Below are 20,488 nucleotides of genomic sequence, written 5' to 3' on the forward strand. Positions count from 1 at the left end.
TAGGGTTTTTACGCGGCATCTGGCCGCTTACCTCACAGCCATGGACAAACTCGAACAGTTTCTGACCCGGGCCGAAGCCGTGCTCGTCCGCCTCGAAGCGATGCTTCCGCCCGCTGCACCGGAGATCGACTGGTCGGCAGCGGTTGCTTTTCGCTGGCGCAAGCGCCAGGGGCGCGGCTATCTACAGCCGGTTCCGGCCATCTCGTCGATCACGCTCGACGACCTGCAAAACATCGATCGCCAGAAAGGCCTGATCGAGCAGAACACCCGTCAATTCGTACACAAGCAGCCGGCCAATAACGTGCTGTTGACGGGCGCGCGCGGCACTGGCAAGTCGTCGCTGATCAAGGCTTGCCTGAACGCCTATGCGAAAGACGGTTTGCGCCTGATCGAAGTGGATAAAGACGATTTGCATGATCTCGGCGACATCGTCGATCTGATCGCGCAGCGGCCGGAGCGCTTCGTGGTGTTCTGCGACGACCTGTCGTTCGAAGACGGTGAGTCGGGCTACAAAGCGCTGAAGGTTGCGCTGGACGGCTCGATCGCTGCGCAGTCGGACAACGTGCTGATTTACGCAACGTCCAACCGCCGCCATCTGTTGCCGGAGTACATGAGCGACAACGAGACGTACAAGCACACGTCCGACGGCGAGATTCATCCGGGTGAACTGGTTGAAGAAAAGATCTCACTGTCCGAGCGCTTCGGGTTATGGGTCAGTTTCTATCCGTTCAAGCAGGACGACTACCTGTCGATCATCGGCCACTGGCTGCGCCATTTCGGCTGCGACGACGCGGAAGTCGAGGCGGCGCGCGGCGATGCACTGGTGTGGGCGCTGGAGCGCGGTTCGCGCTCCGGGCGTGTCGCATGGCAATTCGCTCGCGACTGGTCCGGCCGGAAGACCCCCGTATGAGTGACGCGCAGAAGAACGCGGCAGGCCGCCCGGTGACTGAAGTCGCCGTTGGTGTGCTGATTCAGCCGGACGGACGTTATCTGCTGGCGCAGCGCCCGGCAGGCAAGCCGTACGAAGGGTACTGGGAGTTTCCGGGCGGCAAGCTGGAGGCGGGCGAGTCGGTCGAGGCCGCACTAGCCCGCGAACTGCACGAGGAACTGGGTATCGACGTCAGGGCGAGCCATCTCTGGCACACGCTCGAACACGATTACCCGCATGCGTACGTGCGGCTGTTCTTCTGCAAGGTGACGGAGTGGACCGGCGAGCCGCACGGTCGCGAGGGTCAGGCATTTGTCTGGCAGATGCTGCCGGCTGACGTCTCACCGTTATTGCCAGCGACGATTCCCGTGCTGGAATGGCTCGCGGCCGAGAAAAACTAGAAAAATGGCGAGTGGTTGCAAGCGGCGCTGCGTGAGCGGCGTCGCCTCGCGCGACTGCAGCACGCTTTTGCGTGCCTCTACAGCCTTGTGCAGTGCACTGGCGCTCAGTGCGGGTTGTAACCCTCACCTGGCGACTCGTCCGGTGGCGTTTCTTCCTCCGTGCCGCCTATCTTGTACTTCTCAGCGGCCCAGGCGCCAAGGTCGGTCTGCTTGCAGCGGTCTGAGCAGAACGGGCGGAAGCGGTTTTCAGGGGTCCAGCGGACATCCTTCCCACAAGTGGGGCATTTGACGGCAGTAGGCATACGGTCAGGCAGTCGATCGGAAACGGAACAAGTAATGAATATAGGGGCATTGTTCGCCGCTTTAAAGGCGCGGCCCCGCGATTCGTCTCTACGAGACGGCCCTTAAAGGCTGGCTTACAGGCTGCAAAGCGTGAGTTGGAACGGCACGTCGACATCCACCGCGCGCGGACGCAAATCGCCGTCCTGCACCGTGAACCGCACCCAGAGCATGTATTTGTTAGCGCTGGCCTCTGGAATCACCCGCAATTCAGGCGTCACCCGTACCTGCATCAACTGGTATGAACGGCCTGACAGCATCTGCTGATAGCTGCCCTGCATCGCCATGACCTTGGACGCCTGACCGGATTCGCGCGCGAGGCGCAGCACGATTGTTGCCGCATCGCGCAACGGCAGCAGCGGAGTGACCCATTTGGCGATGTCCTGACGGCGCTGATCGGGATGAATCTGCTGCCACGCGTAGTACGAAGGCAAATCGAACTTGCAGGTGCCACCTGGGATGATCGCGCGGCTGCGGATGCTGGCGAGCCACTCGTTGTCTGCCAGATGCTGGCCGGTCTTGCCCTGCATCTGTGAAAGCCCTGACAGGGTCTGCTCGATTTCTCCCAGCACCGCCTCCAGCGCATTCTGCTCGATGCCCGGATTGCCCCGGAACGGCGCCAGGGTTTGCCGTTGGCGTTCGAGTTCCTTCATCAGATCGGACTTCAGATCCGCGCGACCGGCAACGTCTGAGATTTCGAACAACGTTGTCAGTGCGACGTGATGTTCCCTGGCGTCTTCCTGGGTCAGAAAGAACGTGAAGCGCTCGAACAGATCTTCGAGGCGCAATAGCGTCCGGATTCGCTCGTTGAAGGGATACTCGTAAAGGATCAAGCGGGCTCGCCTCGGGCGTGGTCGGTGACAGGAATGCAGAACATTCTAATGCCGTGAGACTACCCTAGCAATCACGCACTTTTTCAGCGCCCATTCACAACTTTTTTCACGTGTTTTGGACGGTTTTCTGCATGCTTCGGCTCGTGTGCCGCAGCAAAGTTCAACGGATGGGCACGAGACGTGGTGCGCATGACTGCATGTGCCGTTCGTGAGGTGCTTATACGGTGCTTACGTGGCGCGCATGTGTCGGGTCAGGGTGCGTCATCGAACGCTCACCGGCGGAGATGCCGCTCTGCAAACCGCGTTCCGTGCGTTTTCACGCGCCCGCTAGCGACAGATAGACGCGGTGCTGTGCATCGACGTGCGTCTTGAGCGCGTCGAGCGGCACGCTGTCATTGTTGATTACGTCGTCGGCCGCGGCGAGGCGTGCTTCGCGCGTTGCCTGGCGGGCGATGATTGCCAGCACCTGTTCACGATTGAACCCGTTGCGACTCATCACGCGCGAGATTTGGGTCTCGACGCTGCAATCGACCGTCAGCACGCGATTCACGCGAGTCTTCCAGTTCCCCGACTCGACGAGCAGCGGTACCACCACGATTACGTACGGCCCTTGTGCCTCACGCTTTTCGCGCTCGGTCTCCGCGCGAATCAACGGATGCGTGATGCTTTCAAGGCGTTTGCGCGCGCCGTCCTCGCTGAACACCAGCGTGCGCATGCGGGCGCGGTCGAGCGAGCCGTCTGCGGCAACGAATGAGTCGCCGAACTCCGCGGCGATCTGCGGCATCGCAATGCCATGTGGCGCCGTAATGCGGTGCGCGATCAGGTCCGTGTCGACAAGCGGCACGCCATGCGCGGTGAACAGGTCGGCCACGGTCGATTTGCCGCTGCCGATGCCACCGGTCAATCCCACAGCAAACATGCTTTAGCCTCCCAACGCCAGATAAAGCGGTGTGCCGAGAAATAGCGTGACAGCACCGCCCGCTGCGAGAAATGGCCCGAACGGCAGCGGCTCCTCGAAGCGCATGCGGCCGCGCCACGTCGCCGCGAGACCGACCACCGCGCCGGCGACCGCCGCGATCAGCACGATCTGCGGCAATGCGGCCCAGCCGAGCCAGGCGCCAAGCGCAGCCAGCAGTTTGAAGTCACCATAACCCATACCTTCAACGCCACGCACCAGCCGGAACAGCCAATGCACGGCCCACAGCACCAGATAGCCGAAGATCGCGCCCAGCACGGCATCGTGGAGACTTGCGAACATGCCATTGAAGTTGACGATGAGGCCCGCCCACAAAAGCGGCAGCGTCATGGAGTCAGGAAGCAGATGGGTGTCGATGTCGATCGCGCTCATTGCAAGCAATGCGGCGCATAGTCCGAAGGCGGCGAGTGCCATGCCGGTCGGTCCGTACAGCGCGAGTGCCCCTGTCGCAAAGCCGGCGCAGGTGATTTCGAGCAGCGGATAGCGCAGGCTTATGCGTGTCTTGCATGCGGAGCAGCGTCCGCGCAACAGCAGATAGCTCAGCACCGGCAGGTTCTCCCACGCGCTGAGCACATGGCCGCAGTGAGGGCACGCGCTACGCGGCGCCCACAGGTTGTAGCGGGCGGGCAAACCGTCGTTTTCGAGCGGTTCTTCGGTGGCTTCGCTGACCTCCTCGCGCCATGCACGCTCCAGCATGATCGGCACCCTGTGCACGACCACGTTCAGGAAGCTGCCGATCACCAGACCGACTACGATCGCGAATGCGATCTGCAGACCGCTGGGCAAGCTGCCAAAGGCGAGGCCGAGACTGGTCGCGTAGTGGCCCGGCAGCAAGCCCGAGAGCAGGCTGGAAGAAGTATCTGACACGAGCGGAATGGTGGCCTGCATAGATAAAGGGTGGGATTCGGCTGCGATGCTACACCACGTTGCCGAGTTGAATAATGGGAAGATACATCGCGATCACGAGTCCGCCGACCAGCGTACCCAGCACGATAATGACAAGCGGCTCGCACAGGCTTGAGAGCGTGCTGATCTTTTCGTCTACCTGACGGTCGGCGAGCGAGGCTACATCGATCAGCATTGTGTCGAGTGCTCCGGACTCCTCGGCAACCGCAACCGGCTGCACGACCTCCTGCGGAAAGCAGTGCGCCGCGCGCATGGCTGCGGCGAGCCGTTCGCCGCGCCGCAGCCTGGCGGCAATTTCCACGGTGGCGCGATCAAAGAAAGCGTTGCCGGTGGCGTGAGTCAGTGAATCAAACGCGTCTGCGAGCGGTGTGCCGGCCGACAGCAAGGTGCCGAGCGCGCGGCTCCAGCGCGCCGCGCACAAGGTGCGCAGCAATGGACCGGCGACCGGCATTGTCAGCGATAAGCGCGCGAGCCGGATGCGCGCCGCTTCGGAACGTCGTTGCAGAAAAGTCACAGCCGAACCCGCTGCGAAAATCATGACGATCAGGGGAATGCTCCATCGCGCGGCACCTGCCGATAAAGCCAGCACGAACTGCGTCGGCGCGGGCAGTTTCGCGCCGAAGCCGTCGAAGATCTGCTTGAAGGTCGGTACGACCCACACCAGCAGTGCCGCGGTGATTGCGACTGCAAGCAACAGGATCGCGACTGGATAGGTCAGCGCCGCGCGGACCTTGGCGCGTTGTGCGGCGGCGCGTTCGCGGTCGTCGGCGATACGGGCGAGGATCGCCGCCAGCGCGCCCGCCGCCTCGCCGACTTCGACAAGCTGGCAATAGAATGCGTTGAACTGTGCAGGATGCCGCTGCAATGCCGCCGAAAAGCGCAGGCCGCTCGTGATATCGCGTGCCAGCACGCCGACGATCCGCGGCATGCCTTGCCGGCGCGAACTCTGCGCTTGTGCCAGTAGTTCCAGTGAAGGTGCGAGCGGCAAACCGGCGCGTAGCAGACTGGCAAGTTGACGGGTGAACACGGTGACGTCGGTGGTGCGGGTTTGGGGACGCGGGGCCGGTCCGCGCGCCGTGAGTTCGACGATGAATAGTTTGTCGCGCTTGAGTATGGCTCGCGCGGTGCTTACGTCCGGCGCAATGAGGGCACCGGCTTTTTGTATGCCGTCACTATCGACGCCGCGCCATTTGAAACGCATCTCGGTCGCTGGCGGTGGATGAATCGTCGCGGTGCTCATGCGACCTCGGTGGTTGCCAGCGCTTCGGCGAGGCTTGTAGTGCCGTCGCGCACACGCGCCAAGGCTGCGTTGCGCAAGGTGGCGACCTGTTCAGTTTGCGCGAGCCGAGCCAGTTCATGGGTGCCTGCGCGCGCCACGATCAACTCGCGCATCGCGTCGGACACAGGCATCACCTGATGAACCCCGACCCGGCCCCGGTAGCCGATGCCGTGGCATGCAGCGCAACCGGCGGCGCCAAAGGGTTGCCAGCAGCCGAGCTGATCGGCGGCGAAGCCCGCTGCTCGCAGCGCCGCCGCCGATTGCGGCGCAGGTACGCGACACGCTACGCAAAGCCGCCGCACGAGCCGTTGTGCCGTCACCATCCTTAGCGCGGCGGCCAGGTTATATGGCTCGACGCCGATGTCGATCAGGCGCGCGACGGCAGCAGGCGCGTCATTCGTGTGCAAGGTTGACAGGACGAGGTGGCCGGTCTGCGCGGCCTTCACGGCAACATCGGCGGTTTCGTCGTCGCGGATCTCGCCAACCATGATCACATCGGGGTCCTGGCGGAGAAACGCACGCAGCGCTACCGCGAATGTCAGGCCGGCTTTTTCGCGCACGCTCACCTGATTGATACCCGCCAATTGGATTTCCGCCGGATCCTCCACCGAGCACAAATTGCGCGCCTCATCGTTGAGCATGTGCAGGAAGCAGTACAGCGACAGCGTCTTGCCGCTACCGGTAGGGCCGGTGACGAGCACGAGGCCGTGCGGTGCGCGAATCGCGGTATCGACTGCTTCACGTTGTCGAGGATCGAGGCCGAGCGAGTCGAGCGAAAGATCGGTGGGCAGTGCGTCGAGCCTGCGCAAAACCAGCTTTTCACCGAACAGTGTAGGCAGCGAGTTGACGCGATAGTCTTCGACGCGGCCGGGCGAGGTGGCAATACGCAGCCGCCCGTCCTGCGGCACGCGCCGCTCGGCGATATCCATGCGCGCGAGCACCTTCACGCGCGTGATGAACGCGTCGCGCAGATGCGCCGGGGGCTGCGGGATTTCATGCAGTACGCCGTCGATGCGCAAACGCAAGCGCCAGCCATGCTCCGCTGGTTCGATGTGCAGGTCCGATGCATTGCGGCGGGTTGCCTCCTGCAACGTGTCCGTTAGCAGGCGTACGGCAGGCGCATTGTCGGAATTGGAGAGACTCGAGTTGAGATTGGCACTGACGCTGGCGTCGGCCGCGAAGGCGTTGTGCCTGGGTTTGGCTGCGCTTTCGCTATCGACAGCGACAGGCCGCAACGACGCCGCGCGTTGAAAAGAATCTTGCATGGGAGACCGGTGATGAGCCGCCTGTAGAACACGACGACTCCATCATCCGGTAAGGCCACTCACACCACCATTCAGCCAATCGGCTAATGGCGCGCGCCGTGTCTATATGCGATGCTGCAGCGCATAAGTCTTAGCCGCGTGCAGTTTTGGTGGCTTTCGCACCCGCCCGAGTGGGTGGTTTGAACAGCTTGACGGTGCGAATCGCCTGGTCGTCGCTACGCATCACTTCGAGTTTCATCTCGCCGATCTGCACGCACACGTCGCCATCGGGAATCTCTTCGAGGATCTCGAGAATCAGCCCGTTGAGCGTTTTCGGTCCGTCGGTCGGCAGCGTGAGATGCAGCCAGCGGTTCAGCTCGCGTAGCGGCATGCTGCCCGCAACGATACATTCGCCGCTCTCGTTCCAGCCGCCGCGCGAATTGGCGCTACGCGGAATCGACGTGGTGAATTCACCGATCAGCTCTTCGATGATGTCTTCCGGCGTGACCAGCCCTTGCAACTCGCCGTATTCGTTCACAACCAGCGCCGTGCGGTGACGGCTCTCCTGGAAGTACTGTAGTTGCTGGAATACCGGTGTACCGGTCGGCACGAAATACGGCTCGGCCAGCAATTCGCGCAGCGTCTCGCGCTCCAGTTCCTGGTTATGCAGGGCAGCCAGTGTTTTGCGCACGTGCAGCACGCCGAGCACGCGGTCGATGTCGCCTTGATAGACGATCAGTTTGTTGTGGTAACAGGTTTCCAGCTGATGCAGGATCTGTTCGAACGGCGCGTCGAAGTCGAGTGCTTCAATGCGGCGGCGCGGGATCATCACGTCGTCGACAGAGATGTTCTCGAGGTCGAACAGGTTCAACAGAATGCTGCGGTGCTTGGTCGGCATGAAGCTGCCTGATTCGAGCACGATGGTGCGCAACTCTTCAGTGGAAAGCCGTTGATCGTGCGCGCCTTTGGTATTGATATGCAGCACTCGCAAGATGGCGTTCGCGAACAGATTGACGAACCAGACGAGTGGCTTGCCGATACGCATCATCGGTGCGATCAGCAGGCTGGCCGGCAGCGCGATCTTCTCCGGGAACGTCGCGCCGACAATTTTCGGCGTGATTTCCGCAAACACGATAATCAGAAACGCGACGATGCCGGTCGCAATCGACAGCACGACGTTATTGCGGCCGAACGTATGCAGCGCGATCGACGTGGTGAGCACCGGAATGATCGTGTTGAAGAGATTGTTGCCGATCAGGACCACGCTCAACAGTTGGTCGGTGTGCGCCAGAAGACCCTGAGTAGTCTTCGCGCCGAGCGCATTCTGATTGGCAAGATGTTTCAGGCGATGGCGGTTGATCGCCATCATCGCCGTTTCGGAAATCGAAAAGAAGCTGGAGCAGATAAGCAGCAGAAAGATGGCGCCGATCTGCGCCCATAAGGGAAGTTGTTCCACGCGTAGCGAAGGATAGGGGACAGGATGGAGAGAATATAGCAGAGGGGGCCGTGCGAACCGGTTGTGCGGACGGTCCAAGACGCTTAAGGCAAATCACACGGAACGGCAAGGCACTGGCCAGGCGCAAAAAACTGCGACCCAAAACAAAAAAACCGCCAAGCAAGCTGGGCGGTTTTTCGGGCCTTGAGCGAACAAGGCAAATCTGGTCGGGGTGAGAGGATTCGAACCTCCGGCCTCTACGTCCCGAACGTAGCGCTCTACCAGGCTAAGCTACACCCCGATTCATACTGCTGGACTCCTACGGTGTTTCAGTCTCGTTTAAGACTGTCTTGCCGTCGAGTAAGAACATAATTCTAGCAGGCTATCTTTGAAAATGGAATCCGGAAATGAAGAAATTGCTGCAGCTGCGGCGAGAGCTTCCTGCTTCGCGCATTCGAGCGTGTGGTCTAGTGCGCCGGAGCGCGTGATCGCTTCGAAAATCGTGTCGAAACGATCTGTGCCGCCTTGCTCGATGGCTTCCCGCGCGAGCGCCGACTGCTCCGGCGTGCCGCGTTCGATCAGATAGATCAACGGGAGCGTGGGTTTGCCTTCGCGCAGATCGTCCCCGGCATTCTTGCCCATCGATTCAGCCGTGCCCGTGTAGTCGAGCCAGTCGTCCATGATCTGGAACGCGGTGCCGATGCGGCGGCCGAATTCCGCCGCGGCGGCTTCGGTTTTTGCATCTGAACCGGCCAGCACCGCGCCGAGCTGGGCGGCAGCTTCGAACAGCTTGGCGGTTTTGTAGCGGATGACCTGCATGTAGCGCGCTTCGTCCACGTCGGCGTCGTGCATATTCAGCAGTTGCAGGACTTCGCCCTCGGAGATGATGTTGGTCGCCTCCGACAGGATTTCCATCACCCGCATCTTGCCCACGCCGACCATCATCTGGAACGAGCGCGAGTACAGGAAGTCGCCGACCAGGACGCTCGCGGCGTTGCCGAACAGCGCATTGGCAGTCTGGCGGCCACGCCGCAGATCGGATTCATCGACCACGTCGTCGTGCAGCAGCGTGGCCGTGTGGATGAATTCCACTACCGCGGCCAGTTCGTGCCGGTGCCCGGTGGTTTCGCCCAGTGCACCCGCCACCAGCAGCAGCAGCGCGGGCCGCAGCCGTTTGCCCCCGGCGCTGATGATGTACTCTGAGATCTGATTGATCAGCATCACTTCGGATGCCAGACGGTGCCGTATGACGCGATTGACCTGCTGCATGTCTTCGGCGATCGGAGCAAGCAGGCTGGCGGCGTTGGAGGAGGGGGTGGCAGTCGACGACATGATGGCTGAATTGGGTAGTGCCGCGAATTATAAGGCGAATCGCGGCAGTTCCGGGTCGCTGGCTGCGGCACGGCACGACGGAGGTAGCGGCCGGGCCGCTGCCGGGGCTGGACGGCAAGGCCCCGGGCGGTGCGCGTGGCGCCTCTCAATGAGTTTTGACCGAGCAGCTAACTCTATGTATAATCACGGGTTTCCGCGCGCGGTGCGTGGGAAAAATGAACACAGAGTGAGGTTCTCAATGTACGCGGTCATAAAAACCGGTGGCAAGCAGTATAAAGTTGCCGTCGGCGAAAAACTTAAAGTAGAACAGATACCGGCAGACATTGACGCTGAAATCACGCTCGACCAGGTTCTCGCAGTGGGCGAAGGCGAATCGATTAAGTTCGGTACGCCGCTGGTCAGTGGGGCTTCCGTCAAGGCTACCGTCGTGTCGCAAGGTCGTCACGCAAAAGTGACCATCTTCAAGATGCGTCGCCGGAAGCACTACCAGAAGCATGGCGGCCACCGCCAGAACTATACCGAACTGCGCATCGACGCGATCAACGCGTAAGCGCAACGGTTAAGGAGCAAATCAAATGGCACACAAAAAGGCAGGCGGATCATCCCGCAACGGCCGCGACTCTGAATCGAAGCGTCTCGGCGTCAAGGTTTACGGCGGTCAGGCCATCAACGCTGGCGGCATCATCGTTCGCCAACGTGGCACGCGCATGCACCCGGGCGAAAACGTCGGTATCGGCAAGGATCACACCTTGTTCGCGCTGACGGACGGCCACGTCAATTTCTCGACGAAGGGCGCAGCGAAGAAGCACATGGTCAACGTCGTCCCGGCAGCAGTCTGAGTTTAATCAGGCACGGGCTTCAGGACCGGAAAAAGGCCCCGCGAAGTTCGCGGGGCCTTTTTTATTGCAGCATCTTTTTGCTGGCCGAAATTGGCGATTCTGTGGATCGGATTGCCATGCGCCGGCAAGGCTAGCCGTTTGGCTGATTGCTCACCGCACGGCGGGCGCGGCAAAATAGCAACATCTGAAAGCATCAACCCAGCAGCACCATCTAGCAGCACATCACGGGACGGAGTTACGCATGAAGTTCATTGACGAAGCGAGGATTGAAGTCATCGCCGGCGACGGAGGGGATGGCAGCGCGTCGATGCGCCGCGAGAAATTCGTTCCGTTCGGCGGTCCGGATGGCGGCGACGGCGGCCGGGGCGGCAGCGTGATCGCGGTCGCGGACCGCAACATCAACACGCTGATCGACTACCGCTACGCGAAAAAACATTTGGCGCGCAACGGCGAAAACGGCCGCGGCGCGGACTGCTACGGCAAGGGTGGCGACGATATCACGCTGCGCATGCCGGTCGGCACGACCATCAGCGATATGGAAACCGGCGAGCTGATCGCCGATTTGACCGAGCACAACCAGAGCGTGCAGATCGCACAAGGCGGCGCAGGCGGTCTCGGTAACCTGCATTTCAAATCCAGCACGAACCGTGCGCCGCGTCAGAAAACCGACGGCAAGCCCGGCGAGCGCCGCATGGTGCGCCTCGAATTGAAGGTGCTGGCCGACGTCGGTCTGCTCGGCATGCCGAACGCCGGCAAGTCGACCTTCATCTCGTCGGTGTCGAATGCGCGGCCGAAAATCGCGGATTACCCGTTCACGACGCTCGCGCCCAATCTCGGCGTGGTGCGTGTCGGGCCGAGTCGCAGCTTCGTGATTGCCGACATTCCTGGCCTGATCGAAGGCGCGGCAGAAGGCGCCGGCCTCGGTCACCAGTTTCTGCGTCACCTGCAGCGTACCGGTCTGCTGCTGCATATCGTTGACCTGGCGCCGTTCGACGAAGCTGTCGATCCGGTTGCGGAAGCCAAGGCGATCGTCAACGAACTGCGCAAGTACGACGAACTGCTCTATGAGAAGCCGCGCTGGCTGGTGCTCAACAAGCTTGATATGGTGCCCGAAGACGAGCGCGAAGCGCGCGTGTCGGCATTCATCGAAGGCTACGGCTGGGAGGGTCCGGTGTTCGAAATCTCGGCGCTGACCGGTCAGGGTTGCGAGAGTCTTTGTTACGCGGTGTATGACCACATCGCCGCGCATTCAGACGCGCAGCGCGCGGCCGAAGCCGAAGATCTCGCCGCTGATGTGCGTTTCCGCGAGAAACCGGAAGCACCGGCCGCTGCTCCGGACGACTCCGGCGCCGACCCGCAGTAATAACAAGCCTGAGCGCCGGCGTCCGCGAGGGCTGCCGGCATGCATCACGCGTCATCTTGGGAGACCGCGCACAATGCGTTCCGTCATCGCAGATTCACGGCGATTGGTAGTGAAAGTCGGCTCGAGCCTCGTCACTAATGACGGGCGCGGCCTCGATCATGCAGCAATCGGCCGCTGGGCCGCTCAGATTGCCGCACTGCGTGCGCAAGGAAAGGAAGTGGTGCTGGTCAGTTCGGGCGCCATTGCCGAAGGCATGCAGCGGCTTGGCTGGACCAAGCGGCCACGCGAAATCGACGAATTGCAGGCGGCCGCGGCTGTTGGTCAGATGGGCCTTGCGCAAGTCTACGAAAGCCGCTTTGCTGAGCATTCGATCCAGACCGCGCAGATTCTGCTGACTCACGCCGATCTTGCCGACCGCGAACGCTATCTGAACGCTCGCTCCACGTTGCTGACACTACTGCGTCTGGGCGTCGTGCCGATCATCAACGAGAACGACACAGTCGTTACCGACGAAATCAAGTTCGGCGACAACGACACGCTGGGAGCATTGGTCGCGAATCTGATCGAAGGCGACGCGCTCGTCATCCTCACCGATCAGCAAGGGCTGTTTACCGCTGACCCACGCAAGGACCCGAACGCAACGCTGGTTCAGCAGGCCGATGCCGGTGCGCCCGAGCTCGAAGCAATGGCGGGTGGCGCGGGTTCGAGCCTGGGCCGCGGCGGCATGCTGACCAAGATTCTCGCGGCCAAACGCGCAGCGCATAGCGGCGCCAATACGGTGATCGCGAGCGGGCGTGAAGCGGACGTCTTGTCGCGGCTGGCCTCGGGCGAGGCGATCGGCACGCAGTTGATCGCGCGCACGGCACGCATCGCGGCGCGCAAGCAATGGATGGCCGATCATCTTCAGGTGCGCGGCCACGTGGTGATCGACGACGGTGCAGTTGAAAAACTGACCGAAGGCGGTAAGAGCTTGCTGCCGATCGGCATTGTCGGTGTGCAAGGCGCGTTTGCGCGCGGCGAAGTAATCGCTTGCCTGAGTGCGGCGGGCCGTGAAGTAGCGCGCGGCCTGACGAACTACAGCAGCGCGGAAACCAAGCTGATCCAGCGGCGTCCGAGTGGCGAGATTGAATCGGTGCTCGGCTATATGCTGGAGCCTGAGGTGATCCACCGCGACAATCTTGTGCTGGTCTGATTTCCAGGCAAGATACATGCGACAGACAAAAAAGCCGTTCCAGTGTGAGCTGGAACGGCTTTTTCACGTCCGCGGCGGTTTTTCAGATTCGAAGTACGCTCGCGAAAACGGGCTTAGTGAACCAGTGAAGTCTGCGTGCGCTTGTAGCGGATGTTCTCAACAATCTGCTTCGCGGTGGCCGTGGGCATCTTGTTCGCGCAGAAATAATCCTGATACAGCGCTGCCTGATAGGCGTTCAACGCACCATTCTCAATGCGCCTGAAGTCGTTGGCGACGGTTTGGTCCCAGCCGTCGTGATCGGCGTTCAGCCCCGCGTACTGGCGCCATTCATACGTGTCGCAGCGAATTCCTTCGTAGTTCACGTTGCGCGCGCCGCTTGGGCTCGTTACGACAACGGTGTAACGCACTACGCCGTCAGTGCCGACGCTCAGCGAATTTCTATCGATCGCGAACTGCAACGGCGTGTTTCCGGAGACCTCGAAAGGAAGAAGATTCGAGTCTTGCGGCAGTGGCGGCAAGGTGTCCACTTTGTTTTCCACCCAGTTGGTCGGCCGGTCCAGCAGGTAGGCGAACGCGCTGTCGTCTTTATTGGAGGGTTTGCTGGCGCAACCAGCCAGCAGGGCGCCGGTGGCGACGCACGCCACGACGAGAGCAAGTGCTTTCAATATGGTTTCCTCGAAACACTGGCGCGGCTCATTGAGCCGCGCCAGAGAGAGACGGCGTGGACAGCCGCACAGAGTTGTTAATTGCGTACGCCAGGACGGAACAACGAGCCGGCGGTTTCGCGATCCGATTCGTCTTCGCGCTCCGACGCGGAGCCAACCTCGGCTACCGCCCCGGAGCCCGGACCGCAATCAGACACGATCGTCGTGTGAATCGACGTTTCGATACTGAGGGTGGTCACCGAGGCGGTGACCGTCATCATTGTCGAATCCGGCGGACTTTCCATTGACGACGCTATCCGGGGATAACGCGGCCCATGGTGCCCGCCAGGTTTTTCCGCACGCGGCGCAGCCCGGCGCATGAAACGGGATAGCTCCGTCAGCGCCAACTGATACACATCCCGCTTGAACTCGATCACACAGTCGAGTGGCACCCAGTACTCGTTCCAGCGCCACGCATCGAACTCAGGGTGGTCGGTGGCGCGCAAGCAGATGTCGCAATCGCGTCCAACCATCCGGAGCAAAAACCAGATTTGTTTCTGGCCGCGGTAATGACCGCGTACTTCGCGCTTGATGAACTTGTCAGGCACCTCGTAACGCAACCAGTCGCGCGTGCGACCAATCACCTTGACGTGCTCAGGATGCAGCCCGGTTTCTTCGTGTAACTCCCGATACATCGCTTGCACGGGGGTCTCTCCGTACTTGATGCCCCCTTGCGGAAACTGCCAGGAATGTTCACGAAGCCGTTTGCCCCAAAACACCTCGTTGTGTGCGTTCAAGAGGATGATGCCGACGTTCGGGCGAAAGCCTTCACGATCCAGCATACAACCACCTTCGAATCCTTTAAAATTGCTTTGATTATAAACAGATAACGGACCCGTCGCACCGAATCGCACCAGATTGGAACGATTCGCCGCAAAAGGCCCGCGTTTGCGGTAGCCTGTCAGTCTTTCCGTGCCTTATCCCTTGCTGCAAAGGCTTTGCGCGGTGGCTTCGGGGCCCCGGGCGGGCCGGTTTTGCGCGGGTTTTGCCTGGTATGTGCAGGGCGTTTGCCGGGGCTTGGCCAGACTTTGGCCGGGTGTTCGGCGAGTCCGTGCCGGCTCCAAGCCGGGTCTGTGTCGGTTTCCCCACCGTTTTCACCTTTCGGGCGGTCCCTCCGGAGCCGCCGCTTTTGGAAAATCTGAATGAAAGCTTCCCGTTTCTTTATCGGCACGCTGAAAGAAGCGCCCGCCGACGCCGAGATCGTCAGCCACAAGCTCATGGTGCGCGCCGGCATGATCCGCCGCGTCGCCGGCGGTATCTATAACTACCTGCCGGTCGGCCTGCGTTCGATTCGCAAGGTGGAAGCCATCGTGCGCGAAGAAATGAACCGGGCAGGCGGGATCGAGTTGTTGATGCCGTCGGTGCAGCCGGCGGAGCTGTGGCAGGAATCGGGCCGTTGGGAAAAATACGGTCCCGAACTGCTGCGCTTCAAGGATCGCAAACAATCCGATTTCGTGTTCGGACCGACCCACGAAGAAGTGGTGACAGACATCGCGCGCGGCCAGATCAAGAGCTATCGCCAGTTGCCGGTGAACTTCTACCAGATCCAGACGAAGTTCCGCGACGAGATCCGTCCACGTTTCGGCTTGATGCGTGGCCGCGAGTTCATCATGAAAGACGCCTACTCGTTCGACAAAGACGTGGAAGGCCTGCGCGAGTCGTATCGCAAGATGTACGACGCGTACGTGCGTATCTTCACGCGCCTTGGTCTGGATTTCCGTGCAGTGGCAGCGGACAACGGTTCGATCGGCGGCAGCGGTTCGCATGAATTCCACGTGATCGCCGACACCGGCGAAGACGCAATCGCCTATTGCCCGACCTCGGATTTCGCAGCAAACGTTGAAGCGGCTGAAGCGTTGCCGCTCTACAAGGAACGCGCGGCGCCGGTCGAAGAAATGAAGAAGACGGCAACGCCGGGCAAGGCGAAGTGCGAAGCCGTTGCCGAGCTGCTGAACATTCCGCTCGAACGCACCATCAAGTCGATCGTCCTCGCCACCGAAAACGAAGGCGCGGAGCCGACCATCTGGTTGCTGATGCTGCGTGGCGATCATGATCTGAACGAGATCAAGGCAAGCAAGCTGCCGGGCCTCGCAGAATTCCGCATGGCCACCGAGGCCGAGATCATCGAGACCTTCGGCACGCCGCCGGGTTACCTCGGTCCGATCAACACGAAGAAGCCGGTCAAGGTCGTTGCGGATCGCACGGTCGCGAACATGAGCGACTTCGTGGTTGGCGCGAACGAGGTGGATTACCACATCACCGGCGTGAACTGGGGCCGCGATTTGCCGGAGCCGGTCATCGCCGATATCCGCAATGTGAAGAAGGGCGATCCGTCGCCGGACGGCAAGGGCGTGCTCGACATCTGCCGTGGTATCGAGGTCGGCCACGTGTTCCAGCTCGGCACAAAGTATTCGGAAGCGATGAACGCGATGTGTCTCGACGAGACCGGCAAGCCGCGGCAGATGGAAATGGGCTGCTATGGCATCGGCATCACGCGTATTCTGGGCGCGGCGATCGAACAGAATTTCGACGACAAGGGCATCATCTGGCCGGAATCGATCGCGCCGTTTGAAGTCGTGCTGTGCCCGATGGGTTATGACCGCAGCGATGCTGTGCGCGAACAGGCCGACAAGTTGTACGCGGAGTTGGTCGAAGCGGGCATCGACGTGATCCTCGACAACCGTGGTGAGCGTCCGGGCGTGATGTTCGCCGACTGGGAGCTGATCGGTGTGCCGCATCGTCTGGTGATCGGCGATCGTGGTCTCAAGGACGGCAAGCTCGAGTATCAAGGCCGCCGCGATGCTGAAGCGACGCTGCTGCCGGTCGAAGACGCCGCGCAAACCGTGATTGGCAAAGTTCGCGCCGCGTTGGCGCAGTAAGCGGAGCGGACTGTGGAGTACACCTTCCTGTCCGCGACGATCCTGCTGATTCTGATCACCGACCCGCTCGGCAACATTCCGCTCTTTATCAGTTGCCTGCGGGGCGTGTCGCCGAAGCGGCGCACGATCGTCATTCTCCGTGAGGTGGCGATCGCCTTCGCGATCCTGCTGGTCTTCATGGTGGTCGGCGACGGCTTCCTGCGCATGATGAGCCTGACCGATCAGTCGTTGCGCATCGGTGGCGGGATCGTGTTGTTTCTGATCGCGCTCAGAATGGTGTTCCCGCATCCAGACGGTCCGTTCGGTGGCGACACGCGGGGTGGCGAGCCGCTCATCGTGCCGCTGGCCATTCCTGCGCTGGCGGGCCCGTCAGCGCTCGCTACGGTGATGCTGCTGACATCACAGGCGCCCGGCAAGATGTACGAATGGATCGGTGCGCTGACCGTCACGATGGTTGTCTGCGCGATCGTGCTGATGCTGGCGGAGCGCATTCAGGCGTGGCTTGGCGAGCGCACCATGATGGCGTTCGAACGGCTGATGGGATTGGTGCTGGTGGCGATCTCAGTCGAAATGATGCTCGGCGGCATCCGCTCTTTCGTGCATCAACTTTGAGCAAGATCCGGTGCGGGATTCAATAGGGCAGCGGAGTAGTGCGATCAGTAAGCTTGATAAACAAAAAAGCGGCTCGTAGGCCGCTTTTTTACGTCGACGCCGCGCCTCAAATGGCGCTGTTAGAGCGACCAGGCTTTAGGCACCCTCGGTCAACGCCCGAATGGTCGGCAGGTTGCGCCAGTAGCCCTTAGCGTCCATTCCACAACCGAACACGTAGCGGTCCGGCACTTCAAAGCCACAGTAATCCGGATGCAGCGGCTTCGCCTTTGGAATGATCTTCTCGCACAGCACCGCGCTCAGGAAACGCTTCGCGCCCATCGCAAGAATGCGGTCGCGGATCGCGGCCATCGTTTCGCCTTCGTCGAGGATGTCGTCGAGCACCAGCACGACGCGATCCTTCACCGACTCAGCCGGCGCCACGCGCCACTGCATCTCGCTGCCGCCCTTGGTGGTGTTGCGGTAGCGGGTCAGGTGGATGTAGTCGAACTCGAGTGGGAAATCGAGGTGGGGCAGCAGCATGCCGGTGAACACCGCCGCGCCGCCCATTACCGACAGCACGAGCGGGAAGTCCTCGCTCATCTCATTGCGGATGGCGGCAGCCATGCCGCTGATCGACGCGTTGACGTCGTCGGCCGAAACGATTTCTTCGGAGTGGCTAAAAATGTGGAGAGCTTCTTCGCGGTTCATGACGTCTGACGGGCGGTAACTGTATACATAGTGTGGGTGAGAACGCCCCGAAGGAAGTCCCCTTGGGGACGGCGGCGTGCGGTACAGAATAAACCCGCACCAATCCGGAGTCAGCTACGCGTGCCTTTGTTCATGCACAGAAGCACGCGCGCCGCCGTCTTTGCTAAAGCTTAGCGCATGCCGGGCATCATGCCCTTCATGCCGCGCATCATCTTCTGCAAATTGCCGCCCTTCAGCTTCTTCATCATCGTGCGCATCTGGTCGTACTGATTCAGCATGCGGTTGACTTCCTGCACCTGCACGCCTGCGCCGGCGGCAATGCGGCGCTTGCGGGTGGCCTTGATCAGATCCGGCTTGGCGCGCTCCAGGGGCGTCATGGAATTGATGATGCCTTCCATGCGGCGCATCTGCGATTCGGCCATGCCCATATTGGCGCCGGCCGCGGCCTGCTGGAACTGCGCGGGCAGTTTGTCCATGAGCGACGACAGGCCGCCCATGCTCTTCATCTGCGTTAGCTGCGCGCGGAAATCGTTGAGGTCGAAGTCGCCGCCCTTCTTGACCTTGTCGGCTAGCTTCTGCGCGGCTTGTACGTCGACGCCCTTCTGTGCTTCTTCGACGAGGGCGAGAATGTCGCCCATACCGAGAATCCGGTTCGCCATGCGATCCGGGTAGAAAATTTCGAGCCCGTCGAGCTTTTCGGCGACGCCGACGAATTTGATCGGTTTGCCTGTCACGTGACGCACGGACAGCGCAGCACCGCCACGCGAATCGCCGTCGAGCTTGGTGAGGACGACGCCGGTGAGCGGCAATGCGTCGCTAAAGGCCTTCGCGGTGTTGACCGCATCCTGACCCAGCATCGCGTCGACGACGAACAGCGTTTCCGCCGGTTTCAGTTCGCTGTGCAACGCGGTGATTTCCTGCATCATCGCTTCGTCGATACCCAGACGGCCGGCCGTATCGACCAGCAGCACGTCGTGGTAGTGGCGCTTGGCCCAATCCACCGCGGCGCGCGCGATATCCACCGGTTTCTGATCCGGCTCCGACGGGAAGAAGTCCGCGCCGACCTGTTCGGTCACCATCTTCAACTGCGCAATAGCGGCCGGGCGGTAAACGTCGCACGAAACGGTCAGGACCTTCTTTTTGTACTTTTCGCGCAGGAGCTTGGCGAGCTTGCCGACCGTGGTCGTCTTACCGGCGCCTTGCAGACCCGCCATCAGGATGACGGCCGGCGGCGTGACGGCGAGATTCAACTCGACCGCCTTGCCTTCATAGTCGCCGCCGATGATCGCCGTCAGCTCGCGCTGCACCACGCCGACCAGCGCCTGTCCTGGCGACAAGCTGCTGATGACCTCTTCGCCAAGCGCTTTTTCCTTCACCTTGGCGATGAACTCGCGCACGACGGGCAGCGCCACGTCCGCCTCGAGAAGCGCGAGGCGGACCTCGCGCAGCATTTCCTGGGTGTTCGCCTCGGTGAGCCGGGCTTCGCCGCGCAGCGTCTTGACGACGCGCGCCATCCGTTGAGTCAGATTGTCGAGCATGGGGAGCGATGAACAGTGCGGCCGGAGCAGGGCGCGAAGTGGAAGACGTCGCGGAGCAGGGGCCTAGTGTAAACTTCGAATATGGATATTGTACTGTATGCCCTCACTGCGCTCCTCTACGGCGGTCTCGCCGTGGCCGGCTGGCGCTCGCACCGGCACGCCGCTTTGCGCCCCATGCTCGAGAGCGTGCCGGCGGTGCCCGTCGCCGCGAGCGTTTCGGCCGCCTCGGGTATGAGCACGTCGGGCCGCGCGCTGCTGTTTGTCGCGCTGCTCGCGCACGGCGTGCTGCTACATACCACCATCTTTCCCCAGAACGCGATGGTGTTCGGTTTCGCGTTCGCGCTGTCGGCCATGTTCTGGCTTGGCGCCGGCATCTACTGGATCGAGAGTTTTTTCTTTCCGCTCGACGGCCTTCGCTTGCTGGTGTTGCCGCTGGCCTGCGTCGCTTCTCTATTACCGCTGGCATTCAACGGCGTGCGCGTACTGCCGTATTCGGCCGCGCCGATGTTCAAGCTGCACTTCCTGATCGCCAATATCGCCTACGGTTTGTTCGCGATCGCGGCACTGCACGCGATTCTGATGCTGCTGGTCGAACGGCGTCTGCACGCGATGCGCGGCGGTGTGTCGCAACGGAACGCGGCTGCGGCGGGCAACGGCTGGCTGTCGAGCTGGCTCGATACGCTGCCGCCGCTGCTGACTTTGGAAAAGCTGCTGTTCCGTCTGATCGGCGCCGGCTTCGTACTGCTCACGCTGACGCTGCTCTCGGGCATCATGTTCAGCGAGCAACTGGTCGACCGCGCGTTGCGGCTCGATCACAAGACCGTTTTCGCGATTCTTTCCTGGGTGATGTTTGGCGCGCTGCTGACTGCGCGCAAGGTTTCCGGCTGGCGCGGCCGTGCGGCATTGCGCTGGGTGCTGGCGTCGTTCGTCGCGCTGCTGCTGGCGTACGTCGGCAGCCGTTTTGTATTCGAGGTGCTGTTGCACCGTGCTGTAGTGTGAGT

The 20,488-nt window shown here is 61.5% G+C and carries 21 protein-coding genes and 1 tRNA gene; 9 read left to right on the forward strand and 13 right to left on the reverse strand.

The features are described from left to right. Window positions 1–40 precede the first annotated feature (40 nt). Together PQR40_RS29600 and PQR40_RS29605 are read left to right on the forward strand one after the other, a co-directional pair. Window positions 41–910 carry an ATP-binding protein gene (locus PQR40_RS29600; RefSeq protein ID WP_408231197.1) on the forward strand — a complete coding sequence of 290 codons (870 nt, stop codon included), beginning with the start codon at window positions 41–43 and terminating at the stop codon, window positions 908–910. Further along, window positions 907–1,329, forward strand: a complete 423-nt coding sequence (locus PQR40_RS29605) for an NUDIX domain-containing protein (protein WP_325046547.1) — start codon at window positions 907–909, stop codon at window positions 1,327–1,329. Before PQR40_RS29600 ends, PQR40_RS29605 begins: the two co-directional genes overlap by 4 nt. A 104-nt stretch (window positions 1,330–1,433) precedes the next feature. On the opposite strand, the gene PQR40_RS29610 is transcribed toward PQR40_RS29605, so the two are convergent. From PQR40_RS29610 to PQR40_RS29650, 9 genes are all read right to left on the reverse strand, one after another. Beyond that, on the reverse strand, window positions 1,434–1,631 hold the full coding sequence (locus PQR40_RS29610) for a DNA gyrase inhibitor YacG (RefSeq protein ID WP_408231201.1): 198 nt from the start codon (window positions 1,629–1,631) through the stop codon (window positions 1,434–1,436). A 114-nt stretch (window positions 1,632–1,745) separates the two neighbouring features. Continuing rightward, on the reverse strand, window positions 1,746–2,501 hold the full coding sequence (gene zapD / locus PQR40_RS29615; protein WP_325046545.1) for a cell division protein ZapD: 756 nt from the start codon (window positions 2,499–2,501) through the stop codon (window positions 1,746–1,748). A 316-nt stretch (window positions 2,502–2,817) separates the two neighbouring features. Further along, window positions 2,818–3,420, reverse strand: a complete 603-nt coding sequence (coaE, locus tag PQR40_RS29620) for a dephospho-CoA kinase (RefSeq protein WP_408510455.1) — start codon at window positions 3,418–3,420, stop codon at window positions 2,818–2,820. A 3-nt stretch (window positions 3,421–3,423) separates the two neighbouring features. Continuing rightward, window positions 3,424–4,365, reverse strand: a complete 942-nt coding sequence (locus PQR40_RS29625; RefSeq protein ID WP_408510456.1) for a prepilin peptidase — start codon at window positions 4,363–4,365, stop codon at window positions 3,424–3,426. Between the two features lie 28 nt (window positions 4,366–4,393). Beyond that, window positions 4,394–5,623 (reverse strand): type II secretion system F family protein, encoded by a 1,230-nt coding sequence (locus PQR40_RS29630; RefSeq protein WP_408510457.1) that lies wholly within the window; start codon window positions 5,621–5,623, stop codon window positions 4,394–4,396. Next, window positions 5,620–6,927, reverse strand: coding sequence for a GspE/PulE family protein (locus tag PQR40_RS29635; RefSeq protein WP_408510458.1), 1,308 nt, complete (start codon window positions 6,925–6,927; stop codon window positions 5,620–5,622). Before PQR40_RS29635 ends, PQR40_RS29630 begins: the two co-directional genes overlap by 4 nt. A 130-nt stretch (window positions 6,928–7,057) precedes the next feature. Next, window positions 7,058–8,362, reverse strand: a complete 1,305-nt coding sequence (locus PQR40_RS29640) for an HlyC/CorC family transporter (RefSeq protein ID WP_408510459.1) — start codon at window positions 8,360–8,362, stop codon at window positions 7,058–7,060. Window positions 8,363–8,565: 203 nt separating this feature from the next. Continuing rightward, window positions 8,566–8,642 (reverse strand) — tRNA-Pro (locus PQR40_RS29645). A 38-nt stretch (window positions 8,643–8,680) separates the two neighbouring features. Further along, complete coding sequence (locus tag PQR40_RS29650; protein ID WP_408231218.1) at window positions 8,681–9,673, reverse strand: polyprenyl synthetase family protein; 993 nt, start codon at window positions 9,671–9,673, stop codon at window positions 8,681–8,683. Between the two features lie 238 nt (window positions 9,674–9,911). Between PQR40_RS29650 and rplU the strand changes: the two genes are divergently transcribed. The 4 genes from rplU (at window position 9,912) to proB (ending at window position 13,067) form a co-directional block, all read left to right on the forward strand. After that, entirely contained in the window at window positions 9,912–10,223 is a 312-nt protein-coding gene (gene rplU / locus PQR40_RS29655; protein WP_007180329.1) for a 50S ribosomal protein L21, read from the forward strand. 25 nt (window positions 10,224–10,248) lie between these two features. Next, window positions 10,249–10,512, forward strand: coding sequence for a 50S ribosomal protein L27 (rpmA, locus tag PQR40_RS29660; protein WP_007180330.1), 264 nt, complete (start codon window positions 10,249–10,251; stop codon window positions 10,510–10,512). 241 nt (window positions 10,513–10,753) lie between these two features. After that, entirely contained in the window at window positions 10,754–11,875 is a 1,122-nt protein-coding gene (gene cgtA, locus PQR40_RS29665) for an Obg family GTPase CgtA (RefSeq protein WP_408231221.1), read from the forward strand. A 73-nt stretch (window positions 11,876–11,948) separates the two neighbouring features. Then, entirely contained in the window at window positions 11,949–13,067 is a 1,119-nt protein-coding gene (gene proB / locus PQR40_RS29670; RefSeq protein ID WP_408231224.1) for a glutamate 5-kinase, read from the forward strand. Window positions 13,068–13,180: 113 nt separating this feature from the next. Here proB and PQR40_RS29675 read toward each other — a convergent pair whose 3' ends face one another. Continuing rightward, window positions 13,181–13,732 carry a CNP1-like family protein gene (locus tag PQR40_RS29675; RefSeq protein WP_408231227.1) on the reverse strand — a complete coding sequence of 184 codons (552 nt, stop codon included), beginning with the start codon at window positions 13,730–13,732 and terminating at the stop codon, window positions 13,181–13,183. 77 nt (window positions 13,733–13,809) lie between these two features. Next, a complete protein-coding gene (locus tag PQR40_RS29680) occupies window positions 13,810–14,553 on the reverse strand; it encodes an RNA pyrophosphohydrolase (RefSeq protein WP_408231230.1) in 744 nt (247 codons plus the stop codon). A 360-nt stretch (window positions 14,554–14,913) separates the two neighbouring features. Here PQR40_RS29680 and PQR40_RS29685 point away from each other — a divergent pair, with 360 nt between their 5' ends. Together PQR40_RS29685 and PQR40_RS29690 are read left to right on the forward strand one after the other, a co-directional pair. Beyond that, window positions 14,914–16,650: a proline--tRNA ligase gene (locus tag PQR40_RS29685; RefSeq protein ID WP_408510460.1), complete on the forward strand. Its 1,737-nt coding sequence runs from the start codon at window positions 14,914–14,916 to the stop codon at window positions 16,648–16,650. Between the two features lie 12 nt (window positions 16,651–16,662). Then, on the forward strand, window positions 16,663–17,262 hold the full coding sequence (locus PQR40_RS29690; protein ID WP_408231236.1) for a MarC family protein: 600 nt from the start codon (window positions 16,663–16,665) through the stop codon (window positions 17,260–17,262). Between the two features lie 135 nt (window positions 17,263–17,397). On the opposite strand, the gene PQR40_RS29695 is transcribed toward PQR40_RS29690, so the two are convergent. After that, window positions 17,398–17,949 (reverse strand): hypoxanthine-guanine phosphoribosyltransferase, encoded by a 552-nt coding sequence (locus PQR40_RS29695; protein WP_408231239.1) that lies wholly within the window; start codon window positions 17,947–17,949, stop codon window positions 17,398–17,400. Window positions 17,950–18,119: 170 nt separating this feature from the next. Next, window positions 18,120–19,487, reverse strand: coding sequence for a signal recognition particle protein (gene ffh / locus PQR40_RS29700; RefSeq protein ID WP_408231242.1), 1,368 nt, complete (start codon window positions 19,485–19,487; stop codon window positions 18,120–18,122). 81 nt (window positions 19,488–19,568) lie between these two features. Here ffh and PQR40_RS29705 point away from each other — a divergent pair, with 81 nt between their 5' ends. Then, window positions 19,569–20,486, forward strand: a complete 918-nt coding sequence (locus tag PQR40_RS29705; protein WP_408231245.1) for a cytochrome C assembly family protein — start codon at window positions 19,569–19,571, stop codon at window positions 20,484–20,486. Window positions 20,487–20,488: the final 2 nt, after the last annotated feature.

Origin of the sequence: Paraburkholderia sediminicola, assembly GCF_046026855.1 — a bacterium.
In the GTDB taxonomy this organism is placed as follows: Bacteria; Pseudomonadota; Gammaproteobacteria; order Burkholderiales; family Burkholderiaceae; genus Paraburkholderia; species Paraburkholderia sediminicola_A.